The sequence below is a fragment of the Streptomyces sp. NPDC001880 genome, from assembly GCF_053594575.1.
The window spans coordinates 18,391-44,508 of record NZ_JBSFET010000049.1; the positions used below are offsets into that span (position 1 = coordinate 18,391).

The following is a 26,118-nucleotide window of genomic DNA, read 5'->3' on the forward strand; positions in this document are numbered from 1 at the left end:
GCAGAGAGGGTCTGGCCTGTGAGCCGCGGGACTCCCTCCTCCGCCACGAACGGCAGCCCGTCAGGCTCTTCCTCCGCGAACCGGTCGAGGAGCCGCGCCGAGCTCCCTGCGGAGGATGGTCGGAAAGTGGATCGCGAGGACATCCGCTGTCGACTTGGTGTCGCCCTCGCCACCAGCCCCGGAGCAGCCTTGGCGAACCGTTCGGCGAGCGGGGCGTGAGCGCCGAACTCCGGCGCAAGGTCATCTGCCCTTCGGAGCGCATCGGCCCGCAGGCGCGGAAGCAGCCAATCAGCCGCCGCCGGACCAAGGCCTTGTCAAGATGGCGGAACAGGACCTGCCCAAGTGCATGGGCCGGCTCCCGCCGAGGTCAGCTGCCATATCGTCCCTGCCGAGCGCGGCTGCTCATCTGTCTGGCCGAGCCGCACTTTGCCGCAACTGCATTGCAGCGGTGGCTGATTCCATGATGAATACCACTGCTACGGTAAAAGGTATGTGGACGTTCCTCTATCCACTTTGCAAGTGGTAATGCGCTGTTGATAGACATGACACACCGGCGCAGGCCGTGGTGATCGGACGGCGGGCCCTGGGAAGCGACGGTGTCCAGCTCGTGAAATGCGCTGTGATCAAGCGGTGTTGACCGGACCGATGACTGACACGAGATGGTGACCGAGACCTGCTTGATCATCGCGCGCTCGACGTTGGGGTACAACGACGGCACGGCGCACCAGGCGCCGGTCAGGGCCACGGCCGCCGTCGAGGCCATCGGCGGACGCCGGGGCACTGGAAAGAGACGATTACGGAGCGGGGGGACCGTGTCCAAGTGGGACATCAAGCCGGATGGCGTTCGTGGAGTCCTGAGCAGGACAGCCGAGGTCGGCGGCGAGTTCGAGGAAGAGTTCACGTCGTACGGCGAGGGCTTGCTGGGCGCCGCGACGTGTGCGGGGACGATGGTTCTGGGCGGGACCGAAATTCCCAAGGGGGCGCGTTCGGCCCCGTGGCTCAGGCGTTGCAGGAGTTCCAGGACCATACGAACGGCGAATTGAAATTTCTTGCTGTTCGGACGGGGAAGTCCATCACCGGGGCGCGCCTGGCCACTGAGGAGTACATCAAGGGCGATCTGGAGATGGCAAGGAACAAGCAGAAGGAGTACTCCAAGGCTCCGACTCCGGAAGAATTGAAGGGTCTCAAGAAGTGATTGACCTGGAGAAGATACCGACCTTCACGGGCGATCTGGAGGCCTTGGAGACGCAGGCGACTTCACTGAAGACGACTGCCTCCAGCATTCGCGGTACGGGCAAGGACACTCACAACGCTTTCCAAGCCTTGGACGCGGTCTATGACGCTCCCGAGCAGGAGGAGTTGCTCAATTCGACCGTCCCGGTGCGGGACAAGGCGGATGAGTTCGCGAAAAAGCTGGAGTCCGTCAGTGGTGCGTTGACCGAGTTCGCGTCGACCGCCCGTCCGCTGGTGAACAAGATGAAGCATCTCCGCGAGGATGCGGAGAAATTCGTCGCGGAGAACAAGGAAGACGACGACTGGCAGAAGGACCAGGACAAGATCGACGAGAACGCGCGTCTTGTCCGTGAGGTCGGCACAACATGGGTGGCGTTCCAGGGCGTCGAGCGTGATGCGGCCAACAAGATCACTTCATTGGTGGGCGGTACGCGCTTCGTTGTTGATGACGGGTCGCACAAGGCCGGCATGTACGGCTTCAAGGAAAGCGACGTCAAGGACGCCAAGGAAACACCCTGGGGGACGGCCGACGAGCGTGAGTACACGGGCCTACGGGCTGCGTGGGAGTGGACGAAGGACCACGTCGGCGGTGGGCTGAAGGGGTTCTTCGTCGACGGCGTCTGGGGCACGATCAAGGGCCTGGGCAGCATGGTCAACGTGTTCGACTGGGACAATTTCAAGAAGACCTGGTCGGGCATCGGTAGTGTCTTCGGCGGTATCAGCGCCTACATCATCACGCCGTATGACTGGGCGATGGACAAGATGTTCGGCCCGGTCGACCACAGTGACCGTGAAAAGCAGAAGGCGGCTCTGCGCAACTTCGGCAAGTCGCTGGTCGCGTGGGACGAGTGGGACAAGGATCCCTCGCGGGCGTTCGGGGCCGTGCTTTTCAACGGTGCGACGCTCGGTTCGGGCTCATTGCTCAAGCTCGGCAAGGCCGGAAAGCTGGGTGTGGGCGCGGAGGCCGCGACCGTGCTGGGCAAGGCGGGCGCACTCGTCGATCCGATGAGTTACCTCGGCAAGGCGGCGGGTGTCACCAAGCTGAAGGTCGGCGACTTCATGGAGGGCCTGAAGGCCAGCCAGGCCGGTATCGACGACATGGCCCGCAACGCACCCACCGGGGCTCCGCCTCATACAGGTGGGGTGGACGCGCCCCCCGGCCATGAATACGTCGACCACGCGGGCAACAAGCGCATCATCGGCGATGATGCGTACATCAGGGACGAACACGGCAACGTCGTTCCCGATACCCAACCCGTCCGGGAGCCGCACAAGGACGACCTGCCCAACACGCACGAGACCACCCCCGGCGAGGAGAAGGTGCTCGAGGGCGCGGGCGGACCCAGCCGCGCGGAGAACACGGCGGGCCACCCGACCGGCTCGGCGCACCCGGGCGGTGGTTCCCACCTGACGGATGGCGGTGGCACACACCACACGCCGTCCACGGGCGGCCACGCCGCGGACCACCCGACGGCCGGTCGAGGCTCGGGCAGCGCCGCGGGTTCGTACACGCCTTCCCGCGGCGGTGGTCATGGCGAAACCCCGGGTACGGGCGCGAGCGGCCACTCGGAGCACACCCATGGCGGCGACGGAGCCCACAGCAGCGACGCGGGCGGCGACAACCCTGCGTCCGGTTCCGCCGATCACGGATCCGGTGACGGTGCCGATGGCCAGGTGGAGAAGCACACGCCCGGCGGGGAGACGCAGGAGCACGGGGGAACAGGAACATCGGATGCTTCGAGTGAGACAGGCACGACGCCCGGCGATCGTGTGAACGAGCCGATTCCGGAGCTGACGGCGGAGGAAAAGGCAGCGCACTGGGGCCATCTGGAAGACGTGGAGAAGCGGGCTCCGGAAGAATTCGATCACCTGAAGCACGACCCGGATCACAAGAATCAGATCGATGAAAAATCGATGGATGAGGCCCGGGTCGGCCTCGACCTTCGGGAGAGCGGACGTCTCCCGAAGGACATCCGCCGCCCGGAAGCCGATATGGGCGAGTTCTATTCCGAAACCACCGGCGAGTATTATGACATCAAGGGCGTCCACTCCGACTATCCTCCATTCAATAATGTGCGCGACAAGTCCCAGCCGTTCAAGGGTGCGTACGACCCGGCCAACAATGAGGCATGGGTCAACAAACAACTGGTGAAGCAGATCGAAAAGCGCGGACGTATAGTAATTATTGACATCCGGAATGCAAATCAAGCGGCAATCGACAGCGTCAAAGCAACTGTTGAAAGCCGCGGTTGGGGAGATCGTGTCATCTGGTATCCGTAAGAACTGGAAGCCGAACGTGCTCCCCACTGATCCGGACGCCACACGGCAACTGCAGGAATGGCTTGCCTCGAGTGAGTACAACCTCAACGGGATGGGCCGTGACTTCCGGGGCGCCGACCTCTCGGGCGGAGACTTCTCGAATGCATGGTTCACCGACGCAATCCTGGTAGGCGTACGACTTGCCAGCACGTCCTTCTACCGGGCCGACCTTCAGTCGGCCGATCTGACCGGAGCGGATCTGACCGGAGCTGATCTCGTCAGGGCGAACCTGGACGAGGCGGTGCTCCGATCAGCGCGGCTCGACGGAACGGACATGGTCCGGGCTTCGCTGTGCGATGTCGACGCGTCGGGAGCGAGCTTCCGCAGAGCACGGTTCCTCGGTGCTTCGCTGATCGACACCGACATGAGGGGGGCAGACCTGACCGATGCTGTCCTTGACGAGAACTTCTTCGAGATCAAAGTCGACGACACTACAGTGGTGCGTGGCCTGACGGGCACCGTTTTCGGGCCGATCACTGTCTTCAGCGGCGAATCTTCCCAAGAGCTGGCCGGCGCAGAACTCGAGGCATGGATCGGTGCGCGAGGCGGACAAGTACGAGTGATTCCTCCGCGCCGCCCATCACAATAGGGCCTGGCGGCCCATTAGTCGGAATCCACCAGTTCTGCAGCAGGTGACTGGTTTTCGCTGATCTGTCAATTCTTCTGGTCTCGAAGTCGAGCGGCTCTTCAGGCGGCTTGTCGGCGACGAACGCAGAGGATCCAGTAGCCGTCCCATGCACTGCCATCGTGAATTGTGCGACACGGATTTCGGCGGTCAGCCGACGGACGAAATCGACGACGTGATCCACGACGCGCTCGAACGTCCCTGCTGCACCGGCTCTGTGCCCCTGGCCTCGTCGCCTTGATGAACAGCCCCAGTGCGCCCGAGATCGGGCGGTTGTCGGCTTGCCTGGTGCTGACGACCTGGGACCAGGCGGTGGGATACGGAACGGTGATCCGTGCTGCCGCGGACGTCGGCATCAAGACGACAGCCGACCACGCATGATCGGAGAATACTTCGCATGACCAAGGACGTGATCGCGCTCACCGAGCGTGTACCGGACGCGCTGAGCGTGCTGGCGGGCCTGCTCGCGGGCGGCCCGGACCTGCGGGTCGAGGCTGCTGGCGAGGGTGCCGTGGTCCAGCTGTGTGATGCTGAGGGTCGTCCACTCGTCTCGATCGAGGTGCCGCTGCTGCTCCAGGTGCGGGGTGAGGCGGCTCGGCTGCTGGGTCCCGGCGCCGAGCCGTCCGGCGACGGCCCGGCGTGGTGGGTCGAGGCCCGTGCCGCCGCGGGGGTTCCCCAGGCCGAACAGCTCGCGGGTGCCTTCGCAGCACGGCTGACCATGCTTCTGGGCGGCAGGGTTTGGCCGCCGGATGCCCCCGGCACCGTCGGTGCGGCCAGCCCGGTCGATGTCTCCGGCATCACCGCCGTACCGGCCCCCGCCGCTGCCCAGCCGGCCGTCGACATGCTCACCAACAAGGCTGCCGTCGTACTCCAGGACCGACCGGTCGTCCCCATGACCAGCTGGCTCTCCGAGGCACTGCGGGCCACCGTGGACAGCGACCGGTCCCTTCAGATCGTCACCCCGTCGCACAGCCGGCTCTCCCTGCCCACCCGCATGCTGCTGCAGTCCACATCCTCGCGTTGGGTGGTCCAGGACGAACGGTGCGGCTACTACGACGGACTGACCGGCGCAGTGCTGCGCTGGCAGAACGACACCTTCTCCCCGGTCCGGGATGAGAACGGTGAGACCCCGGTGGCGGACGCCTTCGCAGAGGTTCGGCCCAGCGGCGAGTGTCAGCTCATCCTTTCCTTCCGCACCCTGCACCCTCCCAGGGCGGACCTCGTTCTCGGCGGCGCGCTGGAAGCCGCCTGGCAGGCGTTGGCCGGTGGCCCGCCGGCCAGCTGGGGGACATCGGAACCGGCCGGTCTGGCCTGGTCGAGGCGGCAGCTGACCGAGCTGGCGTACGAACGTGCCCCACGGCCCACCTGGACGGTGGTCGTCGGCGTCCCAAACCAGCCCGCCGTCGCCACCCTGCGCGTGATCCGCACCCCGGAGGGCGTAGAGGAGGACATCACCCTCACCATCGGCTACGGCCCCGGTGAGAAGCCGACCCTGGAGGCACTGCCGGAGCTGGCCGACGAACTCGTGACCCGGCATGGACTGAAGACCATGCTGTGCCAGCTGCGCGCGGCACGCCGGGACCTGAGCGCCCCGCCCCACTTCGAGCACCCGCCGCTGCCCTACGCCTTCGTGCTGGGCCCCGCGGAGGTCCGGGAAGCAGGACGCGACACCGCGAGCAGGACACCGCTCAAGGAACGCCCGGTGCGACTGGGCCCGAACGCCCGGCCCGGCTTCTACTACCCGCTCGGCGACGGAGAGACCGCCGAGAGCTGGTACGCACTTGAGCAGCTCATGCGTCATCTGCGAGGGGCGCCGCCCGCCTGAACGATCACGCATGGTGCGCTCGGTCGCGCGCTGCGTCCGACCGGAAGACGGACATGCTAGTGCCGGTGTGCCCCGCACAGGAGCGACACCCCGCCTCCCGGCTCTGCCGCCCACCGGCCCGGCAAGGCCCTCGGATCGGATACGTGAGCGGCGGCACATCGAGCTATCGCTCATACAACCGAGCATCCTGCCGAGTCCCACCACCGCGCCGGGCAACACGACTTTCCTCCCGCCCAGCGTCTCTCCCGACGCCACGCAGGTGGCCGTGCCACAACGTGCCAGAAGGGGCGGTAATCAGCGGTCACCAAAGGGCTGAAGCCGCTATCAGGACGAGGCCATCAAGGCGCGTTCCCGCAGTTCACAGGCTATACATGGACCGAGTGCAGGGTGATTCCCAAGCTCAGAGCGCGAGTTCGATTCTCGTCACCCGCTCCATGTATAGCCCCAGGCCAACGGCCCGGGGCTTCCTCTTTGACAGCTTCACCCCTGGCGGAACGGCACCGGTCGACCCCTCTGCCTGCCCGCGGGAGCGTACGTCCGCGGATCGCGGAGCCCACCACTGGCTCTTCCTGGATAATCGAGCTATGGCAACACCGCCCGGTCTTTCTGATCTCCGCCGTGCCAAGTTTGCTCGGCGCCTGCCCGCAGCGCTGTCCGATCTTGTCGGCCCCGAGCACGGCACAGTGAGTCTGCCGCTCCACCTGGCATGGTCGGGGCTCACTACGTTCGACCTCGATCAGCCCCGGCTGCGGATGAGCTACTACCGCATCGTCCTGGCCGAAGGGCAGCACGACGACCTGGTCCGGTACCTCGATCGCGACCTTCTCGTCGGCCTGTGGCCCACACTGCGCACACTGGTCAGCCGTGATGTCCGTGAGGTCTGGGAGAGCTCCTTCGACGAACTGGCTCACAGCGTTCAGGCCGCTGCGTGAACCTCACAGAACTGCACCGCCGCCTGCTCGCAGATGTGCTCGCCGTGGGCGGTGATTACCCTCTGGTGCTCACCGGTGGCTACGCGGTCCAAGCACACGGCCTGGTCGACCGGCTCAGCCAGGACCTCGATGTCGCGACCGAGAACCCAGATCCCATGGAGGACATCGCGACCGTCGTGCGCACCGGACTGGAGCGGCGCGGATGGCACGTAGAAGCCCTGGAGACAGACCCACTGTCCGCACGCCTGATCGTCACCGACCCTGCCAGCCGCGAAGAGTGCGAGGTCGACATCCTCAAGGAAGCACTCTGGCGACCACCCGTACACACCGAACACGGCTTGGTGCTGTCCCTCGAAGATGTCGTCGGCACCAAGGTCCGCGCCCTGGCCGACCGCGGACTCGCCAGGGACCTGATCGATGTGCAGGCCGCCACGAACCGCTGGAGCCCCGTCGAACTCGAAGAGCTCGGCCGACGCCATGCCCGCGACTCCTTCGACCTCAGCGAGCTTCAAGCGCGGCTGAGCGGAGCCGACTGGATCGATGACACGGAATTCGCCGCCTACGGACTCGACGCGCAGGCAACTGCCGGGCTGCGCCGGTGGGCACAGACCTGGGCCGACGACATCGGGGAACGGCTTCACGAGCTTGAGGCCCCGCACGAGGACTGATGGTCTGACGGATGCCGACCGTTCGACAGGAATGCGGTTCGCAACGAGGGGCTGGCTGCCCCTCGGCCGCCGTGCCCCATCCGTGCCCTTCAAAGCGGACAACAGCGGTCACGTACGGCTCCCAGAGACCTCGCCGACCTCACCCGGTCCAGGCAAACATGCAGGCCAAGGCCCCTGTGGCAGTCCAAGCACCGTAGATTCCCAAGCTCAGAGCGCGAGTTCGATTCTCGTCACCCGCTCCATGAAAAAGCCCCAGGCCAGCGGCCCGGGGCTTTGTTGTCTGGATCTCTCGGGCCTTTCCGAACCCTTCGGCATGCCCCAACTCGCATGAACGCCCTCGGCGTGCACCTGCAGTTCGCTGAGCACGCCCGGAGCGCGGTGCCGGGTTTGCTCCCGGTCCGTGCCGGAAGACCGCATCCTCGTCCCCGACCGGAAGTACGTCGTCGGTGCCGATCGCAGGGCACTGCTTCACCGGTGCCTAGTCATGGGCGACCTTCACATAACCCGGGCCCACCGTCGCACCGTCGCACCGTCCAGAGGAACGAACACCAGACTTGGCGGGTGGGCAAACCGACCCGGATCGCGGCCATGGCCGACTCGTCAGTGCTGGTGTCGACGTAATTCGCCTCCAGCTCGCCGATCCTGCGGCCCCGGGTGTCCACCACGTCGTCGGTCCCCCACTCACGGATCCACCATTCCGATCATCCCGACTCCTCGCGCTCGGTCGCCGGTTCGGCAAGCGTGGCGACAAGGATGTCGGCAGCCTGGGTGACGTTGTCGGTGTCGACCGCACGGGCCATGGCGTCTCGTGCCGCGTCGGGTGTCGTGTCCGGCGGCACCACCAAGAGGGCGAAGTGGTCATTGTCGCCGCGCGTGATGAGGGCGGTGTCGTCGCCGACGGGAAAGGAGTCCAGGTGCACGACCCGGTCGTCGACGACCACACGAGTCGGGACATCCTCCCAGGCGGCGGCGTCCAGGCCGACCCTCGTGATGGGGCCGAGGTGCGCGGTGAGCACCTCGATCAGGGCGGGCAGCTCGGCCGTGACGTCCCGGGAGCGGGGCCACCAGGCACCGTCAAGGATGCCTTCGCGAAAGTGCGTTGTCTGCAGCCGGAGCAGTGCCGTGCCGGGTTTCACCGCCCGATGGATCTCGTCCGGAAGGAGCCTCCGGGGGGTGGGGGTGTCAGATTCGGCCATGGTGGTCCGCCTGCCTGCGCGGGGCCGCCGACACCTCATGGCCGGCGAGATACCGCCTTGTTGTCACGGTACTCCGCGTGCCTGCCCACGAGCATCAGCCGGGCGGTGTTCCCGGTCGGAAATCACCTGGCCAAAACGGCTCGCCCGGCCGCGGCGCGGAGTAGGCTCAAAGTACCGGGAGTAACTCGAACACCCGCTCCCACGCGGACGTCGTTTCCGGCGATCAAGACACTGGGCCGTCCTGCAGGGCGGCCCGGAGACGGGTCCGCATCATGACCACGACCGTCGAACGCGGAGTGGCACGGACGCTTGTTCCCCCGCTCCCGACGCGCATTTCCCTCACGCCGAAAACCACCCTCGCCGGCCAGTTGGACGGTGCCTGGTGGCCCCGCTCGCGCGACCTGCTCACTGAGCTTCCGTCCCTGGTCGAAGCGCTGGAAGGACGTCTGGAAGGGCGTTGGGGACGCATCACGCGCGCCATGGTGAACCCGACCCGCTGGCCCGTCGTCCCGCACAAGGTTCCCGTCACCGGGCACATCGTGCACGTGGGCTGGTTCACCGAACAGGATCCCGACAAGATGATCCTGCTCTCCTACACCTGCACCGCAGGCCGCTGCGACCTGCTGGTGATCCCGCCCGAGACCGAGCCCGCCGCAGCCGCCCGGCTGATGACCGCCGCCGCCGTCCCCGGCAGCGTCCTCACCGCAGGTGTGCTGATGTCCGACGAAGCCGCGACCGGCCGCCGTATGCGGGACGCCCGAAGCAGCCAGGAGGCTTGGGAGACCGATGGCGGGTCCTTGCTGCCTCTCCGGCACCCGGTCGTCGGCGCGCGGATGATTCCCCTGCCGGGGAACACGCGGAGATGACGACATGGAGACCCTGATCACGCTCGCGGCAGGCGCCCTCCTGATCGCGCTCGGCATGCTCCTGATCCACCGGCTCAACGCCCAGCACGACGCACGCATCGCGGTCCACCACTTCAGCGATCCCTTCCCGGCCATCAGCCGGCCACCCGGCCACAGCCACGGCCACCACACCTCGACAGGGCAAGCCTCCAGCCGCAGGCTCACGGGCATCTGGCCCTGACCTCGGACCGCTCCTCCGACCGAAGGCCGCGGGTGGGGCGCCCGACACCCGGGACAACCCACCCGTCGGCCTCTCGCTTCGCCCGGAAGGGAACACACCGCCTTGTACCCCGTCGAGAACGAGCCCCTGCCGCAGGCAGGACACGCCGAGATCCGGATCGTCGCCGCAACTCCCGAAGCCGCCCGCGCGGTCGCCGAAGTAATCCGTCGCTGCTTCGCCGGAACGGAACAGCGCAGCTACCCCGCTCCCGGAGGCGGCACCCGGCTCCACCTCACCGTGGACACCGAATCCGCCGCAGGACCGGCCCTCTCCTGGCTCACCACCAGCAGACCGTCCGCGCACACCGGCACCCACGGCAACGAAGTCTGAGAAGCACCGGACCTTCACATGCACGAAAGGACTCGATCATGGCGACCCTCCGCGAGCGGCAGATCTACCGCGAGCGGGTCCTGACCGCCCTCTACGAAGCCACCGAAGGCAACCGTCTCCTCGGAGTCCCTGGGCGCAAGCTGCAGAACGACCTGCGCATCCCGGAGGAAGACCTGGCCGCCGCCTGCACGTACCTCGCCGGCGAAGGTCTGATCACTGTTGACTGGGAACCGGGCAACACACCCGCGATGGTCTCCCTGACCCACCAGGGAATCCGCCGCATGGAGGCCGAAGAAGAAGAACGCGACTGAGCCGGACTGTCCAAGGGCCGAGCCGTCCACCGCTCAGCCCGGCACGTACGGCCTGCACGGCCCCCTGCGCGCACACGAACGAGGGGGACGGGGCCTGCCCGATGGCCCGCTCTCCCCTCCCGGTCCGTCCGGCCCGCAGTCGTACAATTAAACGTGGATCGAGCACTCTCACGTGTGACGATCCGGAAGGGCGGCCCCGGCGGAGTGAATGCGCTGGGGCCGTTGCGACGACGGCCGCCATAAGGCCCACGCGCCCGACGTCATGTGGCCGCCTCACAGCCGGCGGATCGGTCCCCCTCCGGGGCGAAGGCGCCAGGAGCCCCGGGGCCAGGAGGTGGGCACGGTCCGCAACGCCCCTCTCCCGGAGGCCGGCCGACCTGGCCCACATCGATGCGGACCCCGTCGACCGCGTCCTGTGCGGCGGTCCCGTACGCGTAGACGTGCACGTCGGCAGCGGCGCAGAGTGTTCCGTTCAGATGGTGTCGCCCTGCCGGACTGCAGCCCAGAACTGGTTCGTGCACTTCCGGCACGGACGGCCCTGACCATCGGAGCGGGCTTCTGCTACGAGGTCGCGCAGGGCTCAGTCTGTCCCTCGGCCCCCCAGCGCGTGCTGCTGGGTCAGCCGTGAAATGTCCTTCGCGGTGACGATCCCCACCAGATGGTGCCCGTCCACGACGAGAATGCGCATGCCCGTACCCGGGCGGAGCTTGTCGAGAGCCTCACTCAGAAGATCACTCGGCGCGGCAACCGCGCACTGTGACAGCGGGATCGCCACCTCGCGCACGCGCAACGCCTCCCGGCGCGCTCCCGGTATCCGGGCAAGCTTGCGTATCGATACGATCCCGCTGGGACGGCCTTCGAAATCGAGCAGCGGCACGGCGGAATGGCGGGAGTTCACGGCCACCTCGTCGATGAAATGCCGGATGGTCAGCCAGTCGGCGCCGGTGGTCACCGGGCTGGACATGGCATCGGCCACCTTGATGCCCCGCAGCGCTGTGTGGATCACGGCGCGCTGCCGTTCGGCGCCGGCAACGACCGTGATGAAGAGACCGACGAAGACGATCCACAGCCCGCCCGGCGCCCCACGCAGGAAGGAGATCCAGCCGAAGGCCATCAGCAGCCCGCCCACGACCTGACCGCTTCGGGAGGCCGCCCGATCCGCACGTTCCCGGTCTCCGGTACGCCACCACAACAGCGCCTGCACCACCCTTCCGCCGTCGAGCGGCGCAGCGGGAAGGAGATTGAATGCGCCCAGGAACAGGTTCGCCCAGCCGAGCCACACCAGAACGGCGGCGGGCACAGCCCAGCCGGACATCGCGTGCAGCCCGATTCCCGCTCCGAGCGCGGCGCTTCCAATGGCCAGGCTGGTGAGCGGCCCGCTGATCGCCACTGCGAAAGCCACCGCGGCCGTCGGCGGTCGCCCCATCCGGGTCATCCCGCCCAGCGCCCACAGCGTCACATCCTGTACCGCGATCTTCTTCCTGCGGGCAGTCGCAGCGTGTGCCGTCTCGTGGAGCAGGAGGCTGCCCATGAGCAGCACGGCCCCCACTGCACTGGCGAAGGTGTAAACCGCATCCGAGCGCCCTGGAGTCCACGCGGGGAGGGTCTGGCGGCCAAGACCGTACGCGAACAGGACGACCAGCAGCGGCACGCTCCAGTGCATCCGCAGTGGTACCCCGACAACCTGTCCGACACGGACCGAGCCGTTCATCGTCGTCTCCCGCCGGCTCGGCACCCGGTCCACCGGACAGGACCTCGCGACCCGACTCCATGGACCGACCAGCACGGCACCCACCCACAATTGTCGCTCTCGGAATCTCCCGCAATCGCCCAGGGCCCGGAACGGGCTTGCTGACCGGCGAACTGCCCGAAGAGCCCGCCCGTCCATTCCGGATCCGGGTACGCCAGCCGCCCCTCGTCCCCTCCGAACCCAAATGCACGGCTCCAGCCGATCCGACACACCCCGCGTGCCACTACGTGCCATTCGTAGGGGAAAAAGCGGTCACCACAGCGCACCGTCCGGCCGTCGGCCAGCAACACGCCTGTGCAGCGTTTCCGCTGCTCAGGAACATGTCTGGCGATCACGCGCTGGTTGATTCCCAAGCTCAGAGCGCGAGTTCGATTCTCGTCACCCGCTCCACTGCAAAGCCCCAGGTCACCTGCCTGGGGCTTGTTTGCTGTCCATACCCCTCGGGGCCCGCGTGCCCTCGTGTGCCACAAGTGCCCTCGTGGCGCGTCGGGTTGGTTCTGGACGCTACTCAAAATTCCGAGTCGCTGCCGTCAGTCGCCCTCTGCTGTGAGGCCGACAGGCGGGGCGTCATCCGTGTGTCTCGCTTCGCAGTCGCCATCATGCGGACCTTCGCTGTGCGTGGCAGCGTGATCCGAGAGGAATCCGTACCCCCACGCATCAAGAGGAGCGCCGTCATGGACGGTACGCAGGACAAGCGTCAGGAGCCGGGCAAGGGCCGGGGCCGCGAGGCGCAGGAACACCATCGCCCCGGAGACCCCGCGCAGCCCCGACCGGGCAGGCAGGCCCGTGAACAGGGACGGAAGCCCGGGCAGAAGGAGAGCTCGCGCCGCCGCGAGGACGACCTGCTGCGCGAAGAGGACCTGCACGACGAGGGGCTCTGACCAGGGCACCGCACGCCCGGAGCCCGGCCGGTACGCAACACTCCGGCCGGGCTCTGTCGCATCCCGCCCGACGCCGAAGGAGACCGGGCCGCCCACCACGGTGGCGCCGCACTCTCGGCTCGGCCGCCGTGAATTCGGGGGTCAGCCTTCCGCATCGGCGGCGCTGTCCTGAGGCACCCTCGACCGGACCGCGCCCGGCGACCTCGCCGCAGAGTTCCCGGCCCGCTTGTCCCTCGCCCCGAAGGCCACGCTCTACGGCCAGTTGGACGGGGCCTGGTGGCCGAGGAGGAAGGAACGGCCTAGATGCGGGCGAACTTCTCGGTCTGGTGGGCGAACTCCTGGGCCATGGCCGCGCTGACCGTGGGCCTGGTTTCGCCGATCGTGCGCAGGTAGTCCTCGGTGGTGGGGCGGGCCCGGGCTCCGGTGTCGAAGGTACGCTCGAATTGGGCTTGGGAAACGGTGCGCGCCACATGGGCGATGTCGGCAGGGGTGAACCCCTCGCTGGCGGACGCCAGCGCCGTGCCGTCGGCCTCCGCGCCCGCTCGGGTCAGATAGCTCTCCCACAGCGCGGTCCTCGCGCGGTCGTCGGGCGGGCCGATCGGCAGCACGTAGTCGAAACGGCCGTGCCGCAGGAACGCGGAGTCGAGCGTGGTCACGTCGTTCGTGGCGCAGACGAGCAGCCGCCCGTCCTGGCCCCGGAACCGGACGATCGCCTTGAGCAGTTCGTTGACGACACCGACCGCGGTCGCGTCCGCACCGCTCCGGGTCCCCGCGATCTCCTCGACCTCGTCGATGAAGACCAGGACGTGGTCGAGCCGGGCGATCTCGTCGAAGCGCCTTTTCAGCCCGCTGGCCAGCCCGTACTCGGCGGCCAGCCGGGCTGGGAACAGTTCGAGGAACGGCCATCCCAGACGGCTGGCTATCGCGTGCGCGAACGTGCTCTTGCCGGTCCCGGGCGGACCGAACATCATTACCGCCCGCGGCAGCTCCACCCCGTGCTGGGCGGCCATTTCGGGATGGGCCAGTGGCAGGACCAGACGCCGCTCGATGAGCTTCTTCTCCCTCTGCATGCCCGCGACCTTCTGCCACAGTCCCCCTGGCGGCAGCTCCGCTCCGAGCGACGAGAGCATGCTGACCGCCTGAGGGGTCACTCGCCCGCGCTTCTCGAAGAAGACCAGGCCCGGACGGGCGCCGAAGCCGCAGTTACGCAGGGCGGTGGCACCGGTCTCGCCATCGGGCAGGACCGCGTGCACCGTTCGGACGCCACCGGCGAACAGCCGGTCCTCCAGGGCCGTGATCAGGTCGCTGCCCAGCCCCTGGTGCCGCCAGGCAGGCGCCATGCCGATGCACAGGATCCACGCCCGGTCACCCTCCACCCTGCTCACCGCGGCGCCGACCACCTCCTCGTCCGCGGTGGCCACCACCGCCGGGTGGAGGGCCTGGAGGGCCGCCACAGTGTCCGAGAGCGGAAAGAGAGGCGCCTCTTCGGCCGTGCCGCTCTCCGCGTCGACTCGGATCACCGCTTCGAGATCTTCCTGGGTGTAGTCCCTGACACGCCAACCCGTCATGCTCAGCTCCGCGCGTTCGGCCGTACTCCCATCATCAGCCGATGTAAGCCGGAACGCGCGCTGCAGCGGCCGCGCGCCGAAGACCTGGTCAACGGTGACCACCGCGATGCGGTCGCCCGCTCCCACTCCGCCACCCACATACTCCGCCGCACGCTGGCGAGCGACCACGCGCCAGCACGGCTCCCTCGTCGACGCCGGACGCCTCCGCTTCGACTTCGTCCACTTCTCCGCCATCGAGCGCACCGAACTCGCCGCCGGTAGACGACCACCTGCCGGTCGGGCCGGAAGCCGGATGGCCTGAAAGCCCGAGTCGGGGACGGGGTACATATCTCCCCCAACGACCCCGGGCAGGATGAGTGTCGGAGGAGTTGAACCCTGCACCCCGATCAGGCGGGCTCCGGTGGCGCGGCCGTCGGTCGGGGGAGATCGGCGACGAGGATCTCGGCGGCCTGGGTGACGTTGTCGGCGTGGACGGCGCGGGCCATGGCGATGCGTGCCGCCTCGGGCGTGGTGTTCGGCGGGACGACCAGGAGGGCGAAGTGGTCGTTTTCGCCGCAGGTGATCAGGACGGTGTCGTCACCGACGGGGAAGGAGTCGAGGTGCACGACCCGGTCGTCGGCTTCCTGATCGGAGCCGACGGGCACGGGCCGGTCGGACGTAGGGTGGAGATACGGGGGAACGTGTCGGTACGCGCTCCTTTGTGTCGCTCCGGCCCCGCGGGAGCGACCCCGGGTGATAAGGACGGTTCCGCCTTGACCCGCTACGACTCAGAAGCCCTGCCGGCGCCAGGGCATGCCGAAGTCCGCATCGTTGCCGTCACGCCCGACGCCGCCCGGGCGGTGGCCGAAGTCCTCCGCCGCTGCTTCGCGGGCGACGAGCAACGCAGCTATCCCGCCCCGGGCGGAGGCACGCGGCTCCACCTCACCGTCGACACCGCGCACGTCGCGGAGCCGGCCCGCTCCTGGCCGGCCACCAGCAGCCCCCCGAGCGGCGCGGACCCCCACTCCGAGAAACCCTGACCAGCCTCGGCGACGAGGTCGGCACGGCAGACCGCCGCCCTTGTGGAGGCAACGGAATGACCACCGGACGGCACGGGAATCGTGACGACGACCGCGCGGAGAGCTTCGGGGAGATGCTGCTGGGTGGGCTCCTGGACCGCGCGCACGAGCTGCCACCCCATCGGGTGGGACCGGTCGTCGCCGACACGGTGGCCCGGCTGGGAGGCCGGGATCTGCAGATCCTGCTCCAGGACTACGGGCAGCAATGGCTGGTCCCCCTGCCCGGCGAGGGACTGACGGGCGGCGAACCCCTGCCCATCGACCATTCGAAGGCAGGCCGGTGTTTCCTCACCTCACACCCGGTCGAGGAGAAGCTGACCGACGGGGTACGGGTCCTCCTACCGCTGCTGGACGGCGGCGAACAGGCAGGCGTCCTGGCCGTCACCCTGGACACGGTTGTCGACGACGACCGCCGCATCCTGCGCAGGATCGCGGGCCTGACCGCCGACCTGCTGCAGACCCAGAACGGCTACACCGACCTGTTCTTCCGCGCCCGCCGCAGCGAACCGATGAGCGTCGCAGCCGAGATCCAGTGGGCGCTCCTGCCGCCACTGGCCATGTCGATGCCACGCGTCGCGGTCGCCGGAGTCCTGGAGCCCGCCTACGACGTGGCCGGCGACAGCTTCGACTACGCCCTGAACGGGGACGCCCTCCACCTCGCCATGATCGACGCCATGGGCCACGGGCTGGACGCGGCCACGATGGCCACCGTCGCCATCGGCGCATACCGGCACGCCCGCCGGATCAGCGTCGAGCTGTCCGAGATCTACCTCTTCATGGACCGGGCCGTGGCCGAGCAGTTCGCCCCCGACCACTTCGTCACCGCGCAGATGATGCGGCTGGACACGAACACCGGCCACCTCCAATGGGTCAACGCCGGACATCCCGCCCCCATGCTGATCCGCGGACACCGCGTCGTACGCCGCCTGGACAGCCCCACCACCCTCCCCGTCGGCTTCGGAGGAGCACAGCCGCAGGTCAGCGAAGTGGCACTCGTTCCCGGGGACCGCATCCTCTGCTTCACCGACGGCCTGACCGAGGAGCGCAAGAACGGGCAGGAACAGTTCGGCGAGGACCAACTGGTCGCCTGGATCCATCAACTGGACAGGGCCGACCGAGGGGTCCGCGCGGTGGCACGCGACCTGTCCCACACGCTCAGACGGGCCCGCGGCGATGCCACCTCCGACGACGCCACGCTCGTCCTGGCCGAGTGGCGTGGATGATCCGCCGTCGTGCCACAACGTGCCAGTAGGGCCGGTACGCAGCGGTGAACAAGGGGGCGGAAGAGACAGCCAAGAACGGGCCGCTAGGCATCGTTCCCGCAGGTCAGAGCCCTTTGCCGGCCCAAGTGCCAAGTGATTCCCAAGCTCGGAGCGCGAGTTCGATTCGGCACCACCCGCCGGAACAGCTCCCGCCCACGCAGAGCGCTCGGCTGGGAAACTCCAGCCGAGCGTCTGACTGAACTGCTGACAACAGCCGCTCGACCAGCGGGTTGCTACGCCCTCTTGAATCCGCCACCGGGAGGGGCTTGTGCCTCCGGCGCGGCCTCTAGGCCGCCATCAGGTCAGATCGTCGGTGTGTCATCGACGATTTCCTTGTGCGGTTCGACAATGAACTTCCAGCCCTCGCTGGGCTCCAGGAACCGCACTCGGGTCGGATAGATGTCCAGGGCGCGGCGGTCGCGGTTCTGGCCGTTCGTGTTCTTCCGCGCCCGGGCCGGCTCCTCGTACAGATCGACCTTGACATCCGGCACCGCGACGGTTTCCTCGCTCCAGCGCTGAACGATCCCCGCGCCGAACGCGTCCCGTGCGGCGGAGTAGAGCGAATCCAGCGATTCCTTGTTCCCGTCGGGCACGAAGAGTGCGAGGTTCAGGAGGACGCCGGCACTCCGGAGAACCTCGATTTCTTCCCCTGCCTTGTCGGCAATCCAGATCCCGCGCTCTTCGGCATTGTCCGGGAGAACATGAATTTCCTCACCGAAGATCGTCCTCGCAGTGAAGGACCCTCCCTCGAAATTCTTACCCGGCTTCGTGAGGAAAGCCGGGGCGTAGCAGTCGAGAGGAAGGCCATCCATCACCGCCGAGACGAAGATGTCGTCCTGGAGGTCCAATTCTGAGACCTCTCCGGCCGTAAGACGTCGAGCCGTAACCTTCTCGGTATTCACGCCATTCCCCTTTTTCGCGGCGTCCTATAAATTCATCAGGACTATATCACGAAAGCGAACAGCCAGCCCCTTTACGCACACCTTCGCGATCACGACAGCACAGTCAACCCTCCGAGTAATTTCTTCCGACAGAACAGCCGACAAACCCTCTCGAATCACCGACGAAACGCAGCCCCCGTAAAGAAATACGGCGAGATCCATCCAAAGGTGACTCACCGCTTCGTCCGGGTTTTCGAACTGAGTCGGCCGCCAAGTGAAATGGGAGCGGCCTTGGCCGAATGGCGACCCGGCGACCCGGCGACCCGGCGACCCGATCGAGCGATCCAGGCGGTTTCTGCTCCATGTCGGAGGAGGGGAGCCCGCCCCGACTACGGCCTGATGACACCGGCCTTGGGCGACAGTGGGTGGCAGTGGCGCGGCATCGGGCTCGCCTTCTCCGCGCACCGGATCCGCGCCGCTGCACCATTCCTGTCCCGTGCCCAGACATCGGCCACCCCGAGCACCGGGCCTGCGAGCGGGATCCTCGTGGAGTCTGGTCAGCGATGCCTTTGGCCATTAGAGTGCCTGCTCAGCGCGTGATCGGCCTCGCCCGCAGCGCCTTCCCCCCTCACCTCGTCCGCGTTACCCGCCTGCCCGCGCCCTGCTGCAACGCTGTGGGGGCGAGCCCGGGCCTGAAGGGGCCTCTCTCTACGTGAAGCACCGTATCCGACTGAGATCCGTGTCCGCCGCGGTCGTCATCGCCACAGCGGGTGGCCTACTTGCCGCCGTACCGGCCTCAGCCGCTGTCACCTGCACCTCCCCGGTGTTCAAGCGCCAGTTCTTCGCGAACACCACGTTCTCCGGTACGCCGAAGAAGACCGACTGCGACTCGGTGATCAACCAGTCCTGGGGAACGGGCGCCCCGGCCGCCGGGCTGCCGTCCAACAACTTCGCGGTTCGCTGGACCGTTACCCGCGACTTCGGATCGGGCGGACCCTTCACCCTCGCCGCCGAGGCACGGGACGGCATACGCGTGTACATCGACGGTGCGCGCAAGATCGACCTCTGGAAGAACGTCTCCACGGCCGTAAGAAAAACCGTCAACGTCACCGTCCCATCCGGTAAGCACACCCTGCGCGTCGACTATGTCAACTGGACCGGTTCGGCCGACGTCAAGTTGAGTTACGCGCCCCGGACGTCGGCCACCGTCGACAAGGTCCAGCCACTCGCGCCCAGCGGTGCCACCGCCGCTTACAATGCGAGCACGTTGAAGGCGACCGTCAAATGGGCCAAGAACAAGGAGATGGACCTCGTCGGCTACCGCGTGTACCGGCGGTTGCAGGGCACCAGCGTATGGACCCTTGCGGCGACCACCACCGGCACCAGCTACACCGGCGCCCCGCCAGCCACCGGCCAGACCTTTTACTACGAGGTCCGCGCCTACGACAAGGCAGGCAACATCTCCACCGGCAGCGCCGACCAAGCCGTCCGCACCGCCGACAGGACCCCGCCCTCCCGCGCGGTTGCCACCGTCGCCATGGGCACCGACCGTACGCGGGAGAGCTACGTCGTCACCTGGAAGCCCGTGGCCGACGCCGCACGCTACCGGGTACTCCGCATCGTGTCGGGTCACGGCACCTGGGCAGAGGTCGCCCGCACGACCGGCACAACTTTCACCGACTACGTACCCGCCGTGGGCAGCTCGGTCGGCTACCGCGTCGAGGCCTATGACGCCGCAGGCAACGTCGCCCCCGCCCAGGCCGGCGACGAGAGCTACGCGAATGCCTTCTGGTATCCCCGGGCGACCGACGTCACCGTCTCCTACCAGGGCGACAACAAAGCTCTCCTGCAATGGAGCCTGCCCCAGGACACCTTCGCCATCCGATGGGACCTGTACCGCCTCAACCACAGCGTCGGCATCCCGTCGTCCGCGGAAGGAGCGCCACCGGAGTACTGCACCAAGCTCACGTACGTCGCCGAAAGCGACCACTTCCGCTTCAGCTGCGTTGCAGCGGTGACTCCGGGTGAGACGAATTCCTTCTCCGTGGAGCCGTACCTGAGCGAATCCGCTCGCGCGCTGCCCAGTTCCGCCGTCTCCGTCGCCGTTCCATCTGCCCCGGCGCCCGCCACCGACTTCACCGGTGTCGCGGACGGCTCCCGGGTGGATCTCAGCTGGACCGGGAGCACTTCGGGTGACGTGGACCACTATGAACTGCACAGCGGCGTCTGGTACCCGGCTACCTCCCCCGGAAATGAGGGGCGGTTCCACACCTACATGAGTATCGAAGTTCCGGGTGACACCACCAGCGTCAGGTGGCCGTGGCTTTACTCGCAGGCGGTGGACTTCGTGCTCGTCGCCGTCAAGGAGGACGGCACCAAGCTGTCTGCCGCCAGGTCCCCACGGGTGCATATGCCTGACCCCGCTGTCGGCCAAGGGTGATCACGTTCTGTGGGACGTGTGGCGTCCGTGGGACCGGGTCCATGACCTGTTCCGGCGCTGGCAGCGTGATGGCACCTGAGCCAGGATCGCCACTCGGCTCCAGGCCCGAGCGGACGCCGAGGGCCTGATCACCCAATCCGTGATGGGGGCCCAGGTCGGGGACCCGGGCCGTGCTGTAGTGCGCGGTGATCAGTCATCACCACACTCCCCGACCGACCGCAGGTCACGTACACGTCAAGTGCTAATATCCGGCCACTCGCCTGGGGGGGTGTCTGAACGTCATACGTGCCGCGCGTCCATGACCTGCGGCTCGACGGCGTGCGCACAAGTCCCTCCAAGTCTTCGCCTATCGTCCCCGGAGAGGTCCCTGCATGGGCAGACGTGCGCTCGTACGAGGCGCCACCGCCACCGCTGTTTCCTTCACGCTCGCCCTCGGGCTCGGCCCGCTCACGGCCGGCAGTGCGCATGGGGCGGCGGTCACCGGAGAGGTGGTCGTGCCGGCCACCATGGCCACGGTTCCCCGGACGGGCCTGCTGAGCGCGGGGCCCTCGGGGTTCCTCCGGCACGAGGAGGGGCGGGGCCAGCTGTGGACGACGTACGACGGTGTCGACACGGTCGTCGACGCCTCGGGCACGGACGTGTACGGCGTCACGAGTGCCGGCGCGGGCTCGGACGTCGTCGCCCGCTACGACGACTCCGCCAGGGCCGTGACGCTGCGGAACATGACGTCCGGCCAGGTCAGTACGGTCGCGCTCCCCGACGGACACTCATACTTCAGCACCCTCGGGTCGACGGTCGTCACGACGGCGGGAACCCCGGGCACCGATTCCGTGTGGCATCTGCTGGACGCCCGGGCCGACGGCTCCGTCACCGACCGCACGGTGGAAGGCGTCCCCTCCGGCGTCCACCTGTGGTCCGCCGCGGGGCTGGGTGACGCGCACGGACAGGTCGTGCGGTACCGAAAGGGCGACGACGAAGTCACCGGATGGCTCGATGTAGAGCAGGGGCGCTTCACCGCCCTGCCGTACACCGTGCAGTCGTGGCACAACATGGTCGCGCTCAGCCCCACCCACCTGGTGTGGTTCTACGACGGCACCCTGCACGTCGCCTCCCGCCAGGACCCGGCCGCCGCCGTGCGGACCGTAGCGGTCGGCGACATCGCACAGGTGCTGGGCCTGGTCGGTGACACCGCCATCGTGTCCCGGTACGACTCGTCCCTGGGCCGCTACGACACCAGTCGCGCGGTCTCACGGGTCGAGGCCGTCCCCCTCGACGGCTCCGTGCCGCGGACGCTGCTGGCCAGGACGTCACGGCAGGCCGTGGCGACTCCGGACGGCGGGCTCCTGGTCGCGGGCGGCACAGACACGGACCACTGGGGTGTCTCCCTCGTCGAGGCTGCCGAAGGCGGCGGGGTCACCGTGCGCAGGATCGCGGACGCGTACCCCCGGCAGACCGCCCACACGGTCTCTCACCTGACCCTCGCCCAGGGGCGGTTGACCACCGTGGAGCGGGACCCCGTGGGTGACTGGTCGTATCTGCACACCCGGGAGACCGGCGTGGCCGACTCCCCCACGGCGGGGGCTCGCACCACCCGCGGCCGTATCGTGCTGGAGGACTACTCGCAGGGCCGTCCGCGTCTCATCGACACCGGCGACGGCCGTACGGTCATCTCCGGCTACGGCACGAGCGGCGCTCAGCAGCCCCAGCTCCTCGGGGCCGCCGGGTCGCTGCCCGGCACCCGGATCGACAGCTCCCGCAGCTACCAGACCGCGACCGCCGCGGACGGCCGCTTCGCCGCCCTGACCAGGCCGTACGACAGCACCGGCGCTGCGGAGACCCGGATCGTCGACCTCGACACCGGGCGCACGGTGTACACGACGACGAAAACCGTGCGGGCGATGTGGGGCACCACCGTGTGGGTGATGTCCGGCAACGACACCGTGGTCCCCGTCGACCTGCTGACCGGGCAGCAGGGCGAGCCGGTGTGGTTCGGGCGCGGCTGCCTGCTGAACGGCTTCCAGGCGGTCGGTCGGTGGCTGCTGTGGAACTGCGTGCTCGACTCGGAGGGCCAGGGCGTCTACGACACCGTCACCAAGCGGAACCTGACCCTCGTCTCCGGCTCCGGCTGGGAGCAGGCACAGCTCGGCGACGGCTTCGTCGCGACGGTCGAGGCCGGCCTGCTGAAGGTGATCGACGTCCGCAGCGGGACGCCCGTTTCGCATACCGCCGGGAAGTTCGAGGGGAACGCCTGGGACGTCGACCCGTACACCGGCGTGATCGCCCAGCTCCGCTCCGACAACACCATCCGCCTCACCTCCAGCGACGTCCCCGTCTCCGCCCTCGTCCAGCGCGACGCCACCGTCGCCGCCTCGGTGGACGTCAAGGGCGGCGCCGCGCAGTGGAGCCCGAAGTGGTGGCTGAACAAGCCCGCGGCCTCCTGGAAGCTCGTGATCAACAACAGAGCCGGTACGGCCGTGCGCACGCTCTCCGGCGGTCCGGCACGCGGAGTGGTGACCCCGGCCTGGAACGGCAAGGACGGCTCCGGCCGGCTGGTGCCCAACGGCGCCTACACCTGGAAGCTGACCGTCACCCCCGCGGACGGGCAGGGCGCGGCGCTGACGAGGACGGGCACGGTCAAGGTCACCGGAGCCGCCGCGGCCCGTCGCGACTTCGTCGGATCGGACGGCTTCGGCGAGTTGCTGACGCTGAACGGCTCGGGCGGGCTGACGTACCAGTACGGGACGGGGAAGGGAACGTTCACCGGGAAACGAACGGGTTCCGGGTGGCCGACCACGGTGAAGGCGGTGCCCTTCGGCGACCTGAACGGTGACCGGTGCAACGACGTGCTCGTCCGGTTCAGCAGCGGTGCGCTGCGCGCCTACCGGCCCGCGTGCGGGGCGGCGGTGACGTCTTCCACCGCGTACACCTCGCTGGGCACGGGCTGGAACCAGTACGACGTGCTGACATCGCCCGGGGACATCAGCGGTGACGGCCGGGCCGACCTGATCGCACGTCAGTCCTCGACCGGCGATGTCTACCTGTACAAGGCGACGAGCACGGGCAAGCTCTCCGCCAAGGTGAAGATCGCGTCGAAGTGGACGGGTTACAAGAAGATCCTGGGCGCGGGTGACCTCAACGGCGACGGTTACGGCGACCTGCTGGTGCATGACAGGTCGAACGAGCTGTGGCGCTACGACGGCACCGCGACCGGCAAGTTCAAGAGCCGCGTGAAGGTCTTCAACGACTGGGGCTCGTCGTACAACGTGATCGTGGGCGTCGACGACATCACCGGCGACGGCAGGGCCGACATCGTCTCCCGCGACACCGCCGGCACCGTCTGGCGCAACAACGGCAACGGCAAGGGTTCCTTCGGCGGCCGTACGAAGATCGCCACCGGCTGGCAGGGATACAAGGGCCTGTTCTGAGCCGGCCTTCACCACTGCCCCGCGGGCCCGGACGACATGATTCGTCCGGGCCCGTTCCACGCCGCATGCCCAGGACACCCCGGCCACCGCTGCCCGGCGAACGAACCGCGGGCGAATTCCGGCTCCGCCCCGGTCCGGAACCCGAACTGCTCATTCAGCGCCCAGGCCATGACCTGCGACCAGAAGCGCGCCCGAGATGGCGCGTGAGGAGGTCAGCAAAGCCGGGCAGACCGGCCTTCCCTCCCGACCGGCTGATCTCCGCCGAACCCGGAACGGTTCACACCGCACTCGGCAGGGACCGCCGGCCTCCGCCCCAAACCGGCCCGGCCCGTTTCGCTGCTCCCAGGTGCGCCGGAGAGCCGTTCGGCACCACTCACACTGCCATTCCCTCCACCAGGCCCGGCCCGGCCGTTCGCTCCGGCCCTGGTCACGCATCGTTCACCTGCGGGGGATCACGCCGTCAACGTCGCTGGCTAGCGTGCCGAGCCGAAAGTGATGTGTTCGTCGGAGGTTCTGCCATGCACCGTCCCCTCGCCCGCGCAGCCGGGCTCCTCAGTACGTTCGCGCTCGCGTCCGGGCTGACCGTCTCGGGCTCGACGCTCGCGGCCGCCGAGGCGCCCGCAGCGAAGCCCACTCAGGGGCAGGCCAAGGAGCACCCCGAGCACACGGCGTCCCTCCTGTACTTCAACGACGCGCACGAGATCGGCCCGGTCCTGACCGGCGGTCAGGACCGGGGCGGCGTCGCCCGACTGGCCACGGCGGTGCGCTCGGTCAAGGAGCAGAACCCGGCCACGGCCGTCGTCTTCGGCGGGGACCTCGCCGGCGGCACCCTCTTCGGCGGCCTCTACAAGGGCGTGCCCATGGTCGACGCGCTCAACAAGGTCGGCGTGGACCTGGCGAACTTCGGGCAGCACGACTTCGACTTCGGTGTGGAGCACACGCGCGAGTTGGTCGCGGCGTCCGACTTCCCGTGGATCACGTCCAACCTGACCGACGCCGACGGGGCGCCTTTCGTGGACAACGGCACCTGGGCGGTGCAGCGGGTGGGCAAGGTCCGTGTCGGGTTCGTGGGGCTCACGGATGCGATCGAGACGACATCGGCCGCCGGGAAGGTCGTCGAGACGGACCCGGTCAAGGCGGCCCGCGCCGCCGTCGCCGACCTGAAGGCGCACGCCAAGGCCGATGTCGTCGTGGCCGTGAGCCAGTACCCGATGGACGAGAACCGCGAGCTGGTGCGCGCCGTGCCGGAGCTGGACGCCGTGTTCGGCGAGGAGATCGCCGAGTACGACTCGGCGATCGAGTACGAGGGCGACGTGCCGCTCATGGCACCCGAGGGGAACATCGGGTCGCTGATCCGCCTGGACATCACCAAGCAGCGCGGCGAGTACCGGGTGAAGCCATCGGTGGTCGAGGTGGACCACACGGTCACGCCGGACCCGGAGCTGCGCGAGGTCGAGAAGCGGTACGCCGATGAGATGGACGAGCGGCTCTCCGAGGTCCTGGCCGACATGCGGACCCCGCTCCGCCGCGAGGGCAGGCTGTCCGAGGAGACCACGCTGGGCGACTTCGTCGCGGACGCGTTCCGCGAGCGGCACCAGGCCGACATCGGCTGGGTGAACGGGGGTGGCCTGCGCGCCGAGGCGCCGGGGCCGGACTTCACGCTTCGTGACGCCTACTCGATCGCCCCGTTCAGCAACCGGGTCATGAAAGTGCGGGTCACGGGCGCGGAGCTGCGGCAGTCGCTGGAGGACGCGGTCTCACGGGTGGAGCACTCCGGCGGCGGATTCCCGCAGGTCTCCGGCATGACGTACGCCTACTCGCCGACCGCCCCCGTGGGCTCGCGCGTGAGCGGCGTCAGCGTGGGCGGGCAGCCACTCGACCCGGAGGCCACTTACACGGTCGCGGCGACGAACTACGTGGTCGGGGGCGGCGACGGCGTCAGCGGGTTCGCCGACGCCGAGGTGCTGGTGCCCGTCGCGGACGCCCCGGTCGACGCCGAGGTGATCGCAGAGCGCGCCCGGACGCTGGGGACCATCGACGTCGCTCTGGAGGGCCGCATCACGGTCCTGCCGTGAGGCGGTCCTCCGGGGAGCGTCACAAGGAACGCGTCGGACCCTTGGTCGACGCCCTGCTCGTCAGCTCCTGCACCGGCGCCCCGGGCCCGCTCAGCGGCCTGGGGCGACCGCGCTCCCCCAGGGCCTGTCCGGCGGATCAGGGTCGGACAGGGCGCGGCGTCCGGTGCGGTGCATCGCAAGGCGCCGGAGCGTCTTGATAGCGGAGCTGTTCGGA

Annotated in this window: 23 protein-coding genes and 2 pseudogenes; 19 read left to right on the forward strand and 6 right to left on the reverse strand. The window is 68.2% G+C overall.

All coding sequences use genetic code 11. From position 1 onward, the window contains the following. Positions 1 to 659 precede the first annotated feature (659 nt). The 8 genes from ACWCQ6_RS23755 to ACWCQ6_RS23790 all read left to right on the forward strand — a co-directional run bounded on the left by ACWCQ6_RS23755 (position 660) and on the right by ACWCQ6_RS23790 (position 7,602). Positions 660 to 1,043 (forward strand): DUF6507 family protein, encoded by a 384-nt coding sequence (locus ACWCQ6_RS23755; RefSeq protein WP_451092256.1) that lies wholly within the window; start codon positions 660 to 662, stop codon positions 1,041 to 1,043. Beyond that, positions 995 to 1,195 carry a DUF6507 family protein gene (locus ACWCQ6_RS23760; protein ID WP_451092258.1) on the forward strand — a complete coding sequence of 67 codons (201 nt, stop codon included), beginning with the start codon at positions 995 to 997 and terminating at the stop codon, positions 1,193 to 1,195. The genes ACWCQ6_RS23755 and ACWCQ6_RS23760 overlap by 49 nt, the downstream gene beginning before the upstream one ends. Beyond that, positions 1,192 to 3,513, forward strand: coding sequence for a hypothetical protein (locus ACWCQ6_RS23765; protein WP_451092260.1), 2,322 nt, complete (start codon positions 1,192 to 1,194; stop codon positions 3,511 to 3,513). Before ACWCQ6_RS23760 ends, ACWCQ6_RS23765 begins: the two co-directional genes overlap by 4 nt. After that, the gene (locus ACWCQ6_RS23770) at positions 3,494 to 4,141 is read left to right on the forward strand and encodes a pentapeptide repeat-containing protein (protein WP_256088848.1); all 648 of its coding nucleotides are present in this window, start codon (positions 3,494 to 3,496) and stop codon (positions 4,139 to 4,141) included. Before ACWCQ6_RS23765 ends, ACWCQ6_RS23770 begins: the two co-directional genes overlap by 20 nt. Before the next feature lie 276 nt (positions 4,142 to 4,417). After that, the gene (locus tag ACWCQ6_RS23775) at positions 4,418 to 4,558 is read left to right on the forward strand and encodes a hypothetical protein (protein WP_161275694.1); all 141 of its coding nucleotides are present in this window, start codon (positions 4,418 to 4,420) and stop codon (positions 4,556 to 4,558) included. Between the two features lie 16 nt (positions 4,559 to 4,574). Continuing rightward, positions 4,575 to 6,002 (forward strand): DUF6177 family protein, encoded by a 1,428-nt coding sequence (locus tag ACWCQ6_RS23780; protein ID WP_451092263.1) that lies wholly within the window; start codon positions 4,575 to 4,577, stop codon positions 6,000 to 6,002. Between the two features lie 584 nt (positions 6,003 to 6,586). Beyond that, the gene (locus ACWCQ6_RS23785) at positions 6,587 to 6,934 is read left to right on the forward strand and encodes a transcriptional regulator (RefSeq protein ID WP_451092265.1); all 348 of its coding nucleotides are present in this window, start codon (positions 6,587 to 6,589) and stop codon (positions 6,932 to 6,934) included. Continuing rightward, positions 6,931 to 7,602, forward strand: a complete 672-nt coding sequence (locus ACWCQ6_RS23790; protein ID WP_451092267.1) for a nucleotidyl transferase AbiEii/AbiGii toxin family protein — start codon at positions 6,931 to 6,933, stop codon at positions 7,600 to 7,602. Before ACWCQ6_RS23785 ends, ACWCQ6_RS23790 begins: the two co-directional genes overlap by 4 nt. 400 nt (positions 7,603 to 8,002) lie before the next feature. Here ACWCQ6_RS23790 and ACWCQ6_RS23795 read toward each other — a convergent pair. Both ACWCQ6_RS23795 and ACWCQ6_RS23800 read right to left on the reverse strand, forming a co-directional pair. Next, positions 8,003 to 8,291, reverse strand: a pseudogene (locus ACWCQ6_RS23795) (PRC-barrel domain containing protein); the annotation flags it as partial. 12 nt (positions 8,292 to 8,303) lie between these two features. Beyond that, positions 8,304 to 8,798, reverse strand: a complete 495-nt coding sequence (locus ACWCQ6_RS23800) for a DUF5994 family protein (protein ID WP_451092269.1) — start codon at positions 8,796 to 8,798, stop codon at positions 8,304 to 8,306. 272 nt (positions 8,799 to 9,070) lie between these two features. Here ACWCQ6_RS23800 and ACWCQ6_RS23805 point away from each other — a divergent pair, with 272 nt between their 5' ends. The 4 genes from ACWCQ6_RS23805 (at position 9,071) to ACWCQ6_RS23820 (ending at position 10,564) form a co-directional block, all read left to right on the forward strand. After that, positions 9,071 to 9,664 carry a DUF5994 family protein gene (locus ACWCQ6_RS23805; RefSeq protein ID WP_451092271.1) on the forward strand — a complete coding sequence of 198 codons (594 nt, stop codon included), beginning with the start codon at positions 9,071 to 9,073 and terminating at the stop codon, positions 9,662 to 9,664. A gap of 4 nt (positions 9,665 to 9,668) precedes the next feature. Next, positions 9,669 to 9,884 carry a hypothetical protein gene (locus ACWCQ6_RS23810; protein ID WP_451092273.1) on the forward strand — a complete coding sequence of 72 codons (216 nt, stop codon included), beginning with the start codon at positions 9,669 to 9,671 and terminating at the stop codon, positions 9,882 to 9,884. 102 nt (positions 9,885 to 9,986) lie between these two features. Next, on the forward strand, positions 9,987 to 10,253 hold the full coding sequence (locus ACWCQ6_RS23815) for a hypothetical protein (protein ID WP_451092275.1): 267 nt from the start codon (positions 9,987 to 9,989) through the stop codon (positions 10,251 to 10,253). 38 nt (positions 10,254 to 10,291) lie between these two features. Further along, on the forward strand, positions 10,292 to 10,564 hold the full coding sequence (locus ACWCQ6_RS23820) for a hypothetical protein (RefSeq protein WP_451092278.1): 273 nt from the start codon (positions 10,292 to 10,294) through the stop codon (positions 10,562 to 10,564). 580 nt (positions 10,565 to 11,144) lie between these two features. On the opposite strand, the gene ACWCQ6_RS23825 is transcribed toward ACWCQ6_RS23820, so the two are convergent. Beyond that, a complete protein-coding gene (locus tag ACWCQ6_RS23825) occupies positions 11,145 to 12,275 on the reverse strand; it encodes a site-2 protease family protein (RefSeq protein WP_451092280.1) in 1,131 nt (376 codons plus the stop codon). A gap of 713 nt (positions 12,276 to 12,988) precedes the next feature. Here ACWCQ6_RS23825 and ACWCQ6_RS23830 point away from each other — a divergent pair. Then, positions 12,989 to 13,195, forward strand: a complete 207-nt coding sequence (locus tag ACWCQ6_RS23830) for a hypothetical protein (RefSeq protein WP_451092282.1) — start codon at positions 12,989 to 12,991, stop codon at positions 13,193 to 13,195. Between the two features lie 299 nt (positions 13,196 to 13,494). Here the strand turns inward: ACWCQ6_RS23830 and ACWCQ6_RS23835 are convergent, their stop codons facing one another. Further along, positions 13,495 to 14,763 (reverse strand): ATP-binding protein, encoded by a 1,269-nt coding sequence (locus ACWCQ6_RS23835; protein ID WP_451092284.1) that lies wholly within the window; start codon positions 14,761 to 14,763, stop codon positions 13,495 to 13,497. A gap of 94 nt (positions 14,764 to 14,857) precedes the next feature. Between ACWCQ6_RS23835 and ACWCQ6_RS23840 the strand changes: the two genes are divergently transcribed. Continuing rightward, entirely contained in the window at positions 14,858 to 15,064 is a 207-nt protein-coding gene (locus ACWCQ6_RS23840) for a hypothetical protein (protein ID WP_451092286.1), read from the forward strand. Positions 15,065 to 15,149: 85 nt separating this feature from the next. Here the strand turns inward: ACWCQ6_RS23840 and ACWCQ6_RS23845 are convergent. Further along, positions 15,150 to 15,380, reverse strand: a pseudogene (locus ACWCQ6_RS23845) (DUF5994 family protein); the annotation flags it as partial. Between the two features lie 135 nt (positions 15,381 to 15,515). Between ACWCQ6_RS23845 and ACWCQ6_RS23850 the strand changes: the two are divergent. Together ACWCQ6_RS23850 and ACWCQ6_RS23855 are read left to right on the forward strand one after the other, a co-directional pair. Then, complete coding sequence (locus tag ACWCQ6_RS23850; RefSeq protein WP_451092288.1) at positions 15,516 to 15,782, forward strand: hypothetical protein; 267 nt, start codon at positions 15,516 to 15,518, stop codon at positions 15,780 to 15,782. A 56-nt stretch (positions 15,783 to 15,838) separates the two neighbouring features. After that, positions 15,839 to 17,044 (forward strand): PP2C family protein-serine/threonine phosphatase, encoded by a 1,206-nt coding sequence (locus tag ACWCQ6_RS23855; RefSeq protein ID WP_451092290.1) that lies wholly within the window; start codon positions 15,839 to 15,841, stop codon positions 17,042 to 17,044. A gap of 341 nt (positions 17,045 to 17,385) precedes the next feature. On the opposite strand, the gene ACWCQ6_RS23860 is transcribed toward ACWCQ6_RS23855, so the two are convergent. Further along, positions 17,386 to 17,985 (reverse strand): hypothetical protein, encoded by a 600-nt coding sequence (locus ACWCQ6_RS23860; RefSeq protein WP_451092292.1) that lies wholly within the window; start codon positions 17,983 to 17,985, stop codon positions 17,386 to 17,388. Positions 17,986 to 18,676: 691 nt separating this feature from the next. On the opposite strand from ACWCQ6_RS23860, the gene ACWCQ6_RS23865 reads away from it, so the two are divergent. The 3 genes from ACWCQ6_RS23865 (at position 18,677) to ACWCQ6_RS23875 (ending at position 25,904) form a co-directional block, all read left to right on the forward strand. Further along, positions 18,677 to 20,404 carry a fibronectin type III domain-containing protein gene (locus ACWCQ6_RS23865; protein ID WP_451092294.1) on the forward strand — a complete coding sequence of 576 codons (1,728 nt, stop codon included), beginning with the start codon at positions 18,677 to 18,679 and terminating at the stop codon, positions 20,402 to 20,404. Between the two features lie 371 nt (positions 20,405 to 20,775). Further along, the gene (locus tag ACWCQ6_RS23870) at positions 20,776 to 23,829 is read left to right on the forward strand and encodes an FG-GAP-like repeat-containing protein (RefSeq protein ID WP_451092296.1); all 3,054 of its coding nucleotides are present in this window, start codon (positions 20,776 to 20,778) and stop codon (positions 23,827 to 23,829) included. Between the two features lie 518 nt (positions 23,830 to 24,347). Next, the gene (locus ACWCQ6_RS23875) at positions 24,348 to 25,904 is read left to right on the forward strand and encodes a bifunctional metallophosphatase/5'-nucleotidase (RefSeq protein ID WP_451092298.1); all 1,557 of its coding nucleotides are present in this window, start codon (positions 24,348 to 24,350) and stop codon (positions 25,902 to 25,904) included. Positions 25,905 to 26,118 lie beyond the last annotated feature (214 nt).

Bases quoted from the DNA above. Each gene is read 5' to 3' on its own strand.
- ACWCQ6_RS23870 (WP_451092296.1), top strand. From the start codon at position 20,776: ATGGGCAGACGTGCGCTCGTACGAGGCGCCACCGCCACCGCTGTTTCC.
- ACWCQ6_RS23835 (WP_451092284.1), bottom strand. From the start codon at position 14,763: ATGACGGGTTGGCGTGTCAGGGACTACACCCAGGAAGATCTCGAAGCG.
- ACWCQ6_RS23855 (WP_451092290.1), top strand. From the start codon at position 15,839: ATGACCACCGGACGGCACGGGAATCGTGACGACGACCGCGCGGAGAGC.
- ACWCQ6_RS23830 (WP_451092282.1), top strand. From the start codon at position 12,989: ATGGACGGTACGCAGGACAAGCGTCAGGAGCCGGGCAAGGGCCGGGGC.
- ACWCQ6_RS23820 (WP_451092278.1), top strand. From the start codon at position 10,292: ATGGCGACCCTCCGCGAGCGGCAGATCTACCGCGAGCGGGTCCTGACC.
- ACWCQ6_RS23780 (WP_451092263.1), top strand. From the start codon at position 4,575: ATGACCAAGGACGTGATCGCGCTCACCGAGCGTGTACCGGACGCGCTG.
- ACWCQ6_RS23775 (WP_161275694.1), top strand. From the start codon at position 4,418: ATGAACAGCCCCAGTGCGCCCGAGATCGGGCGGTTGTCGGCTTGCCTG.
- ACWCQ6_RS23785 (WP_451092265.1), top strand. From the start codon at position 6,587: ATGGCAACACCGCCCGGTCTTTCTGATCTCCGCCGTGCCAAGTTTGCT.
- ACWCQ6_RS23755 (WP_451092256.1), top strand. From the start codon at position 660: ATGGTGACCGAGACCTGCTTGATCATCGCGCGCTCGACGTTGGGGTAC.
- ACWCQ6_RS23805 (WP_451092271.1), top strand. From the start codon at position 9,071: ATGACCACGACCGTCGAACGCGGAGTGGCACGGACGCTTGTTCCCCCG.
- ACWCQ6_RS23825 (WP_451092280.1), bottom strand. From the start codon at position 12,275: ATGAACGGCTCGGTCCGTGTCGGACAGGTTGTCGGGGTACCACTGCGG.
- ACWCQ6_RS23875 (WP_451092298.1), top strand. From the start codon at position 24,348: ATGCACCGTCCCCTCGCCCGCGCAGCCGGGCTCCTCAGTACGTTCGCG.
- ACWCQ6_RS23810 (WP_451092273.1), top strand. From the start codon at position 9,669: ATGGAGACCCTGATCACGCTCGCGGCAGGCGCCCTCCTGATCGCGCTC.
- ACWCQ6_RS23800 (WP_451092269.1), bottom strand. From the start codon at position 8,798: ATGGCCGAATCTGACACCCCCACCCCCCGGAGGCTCCTTCCGGACGAG.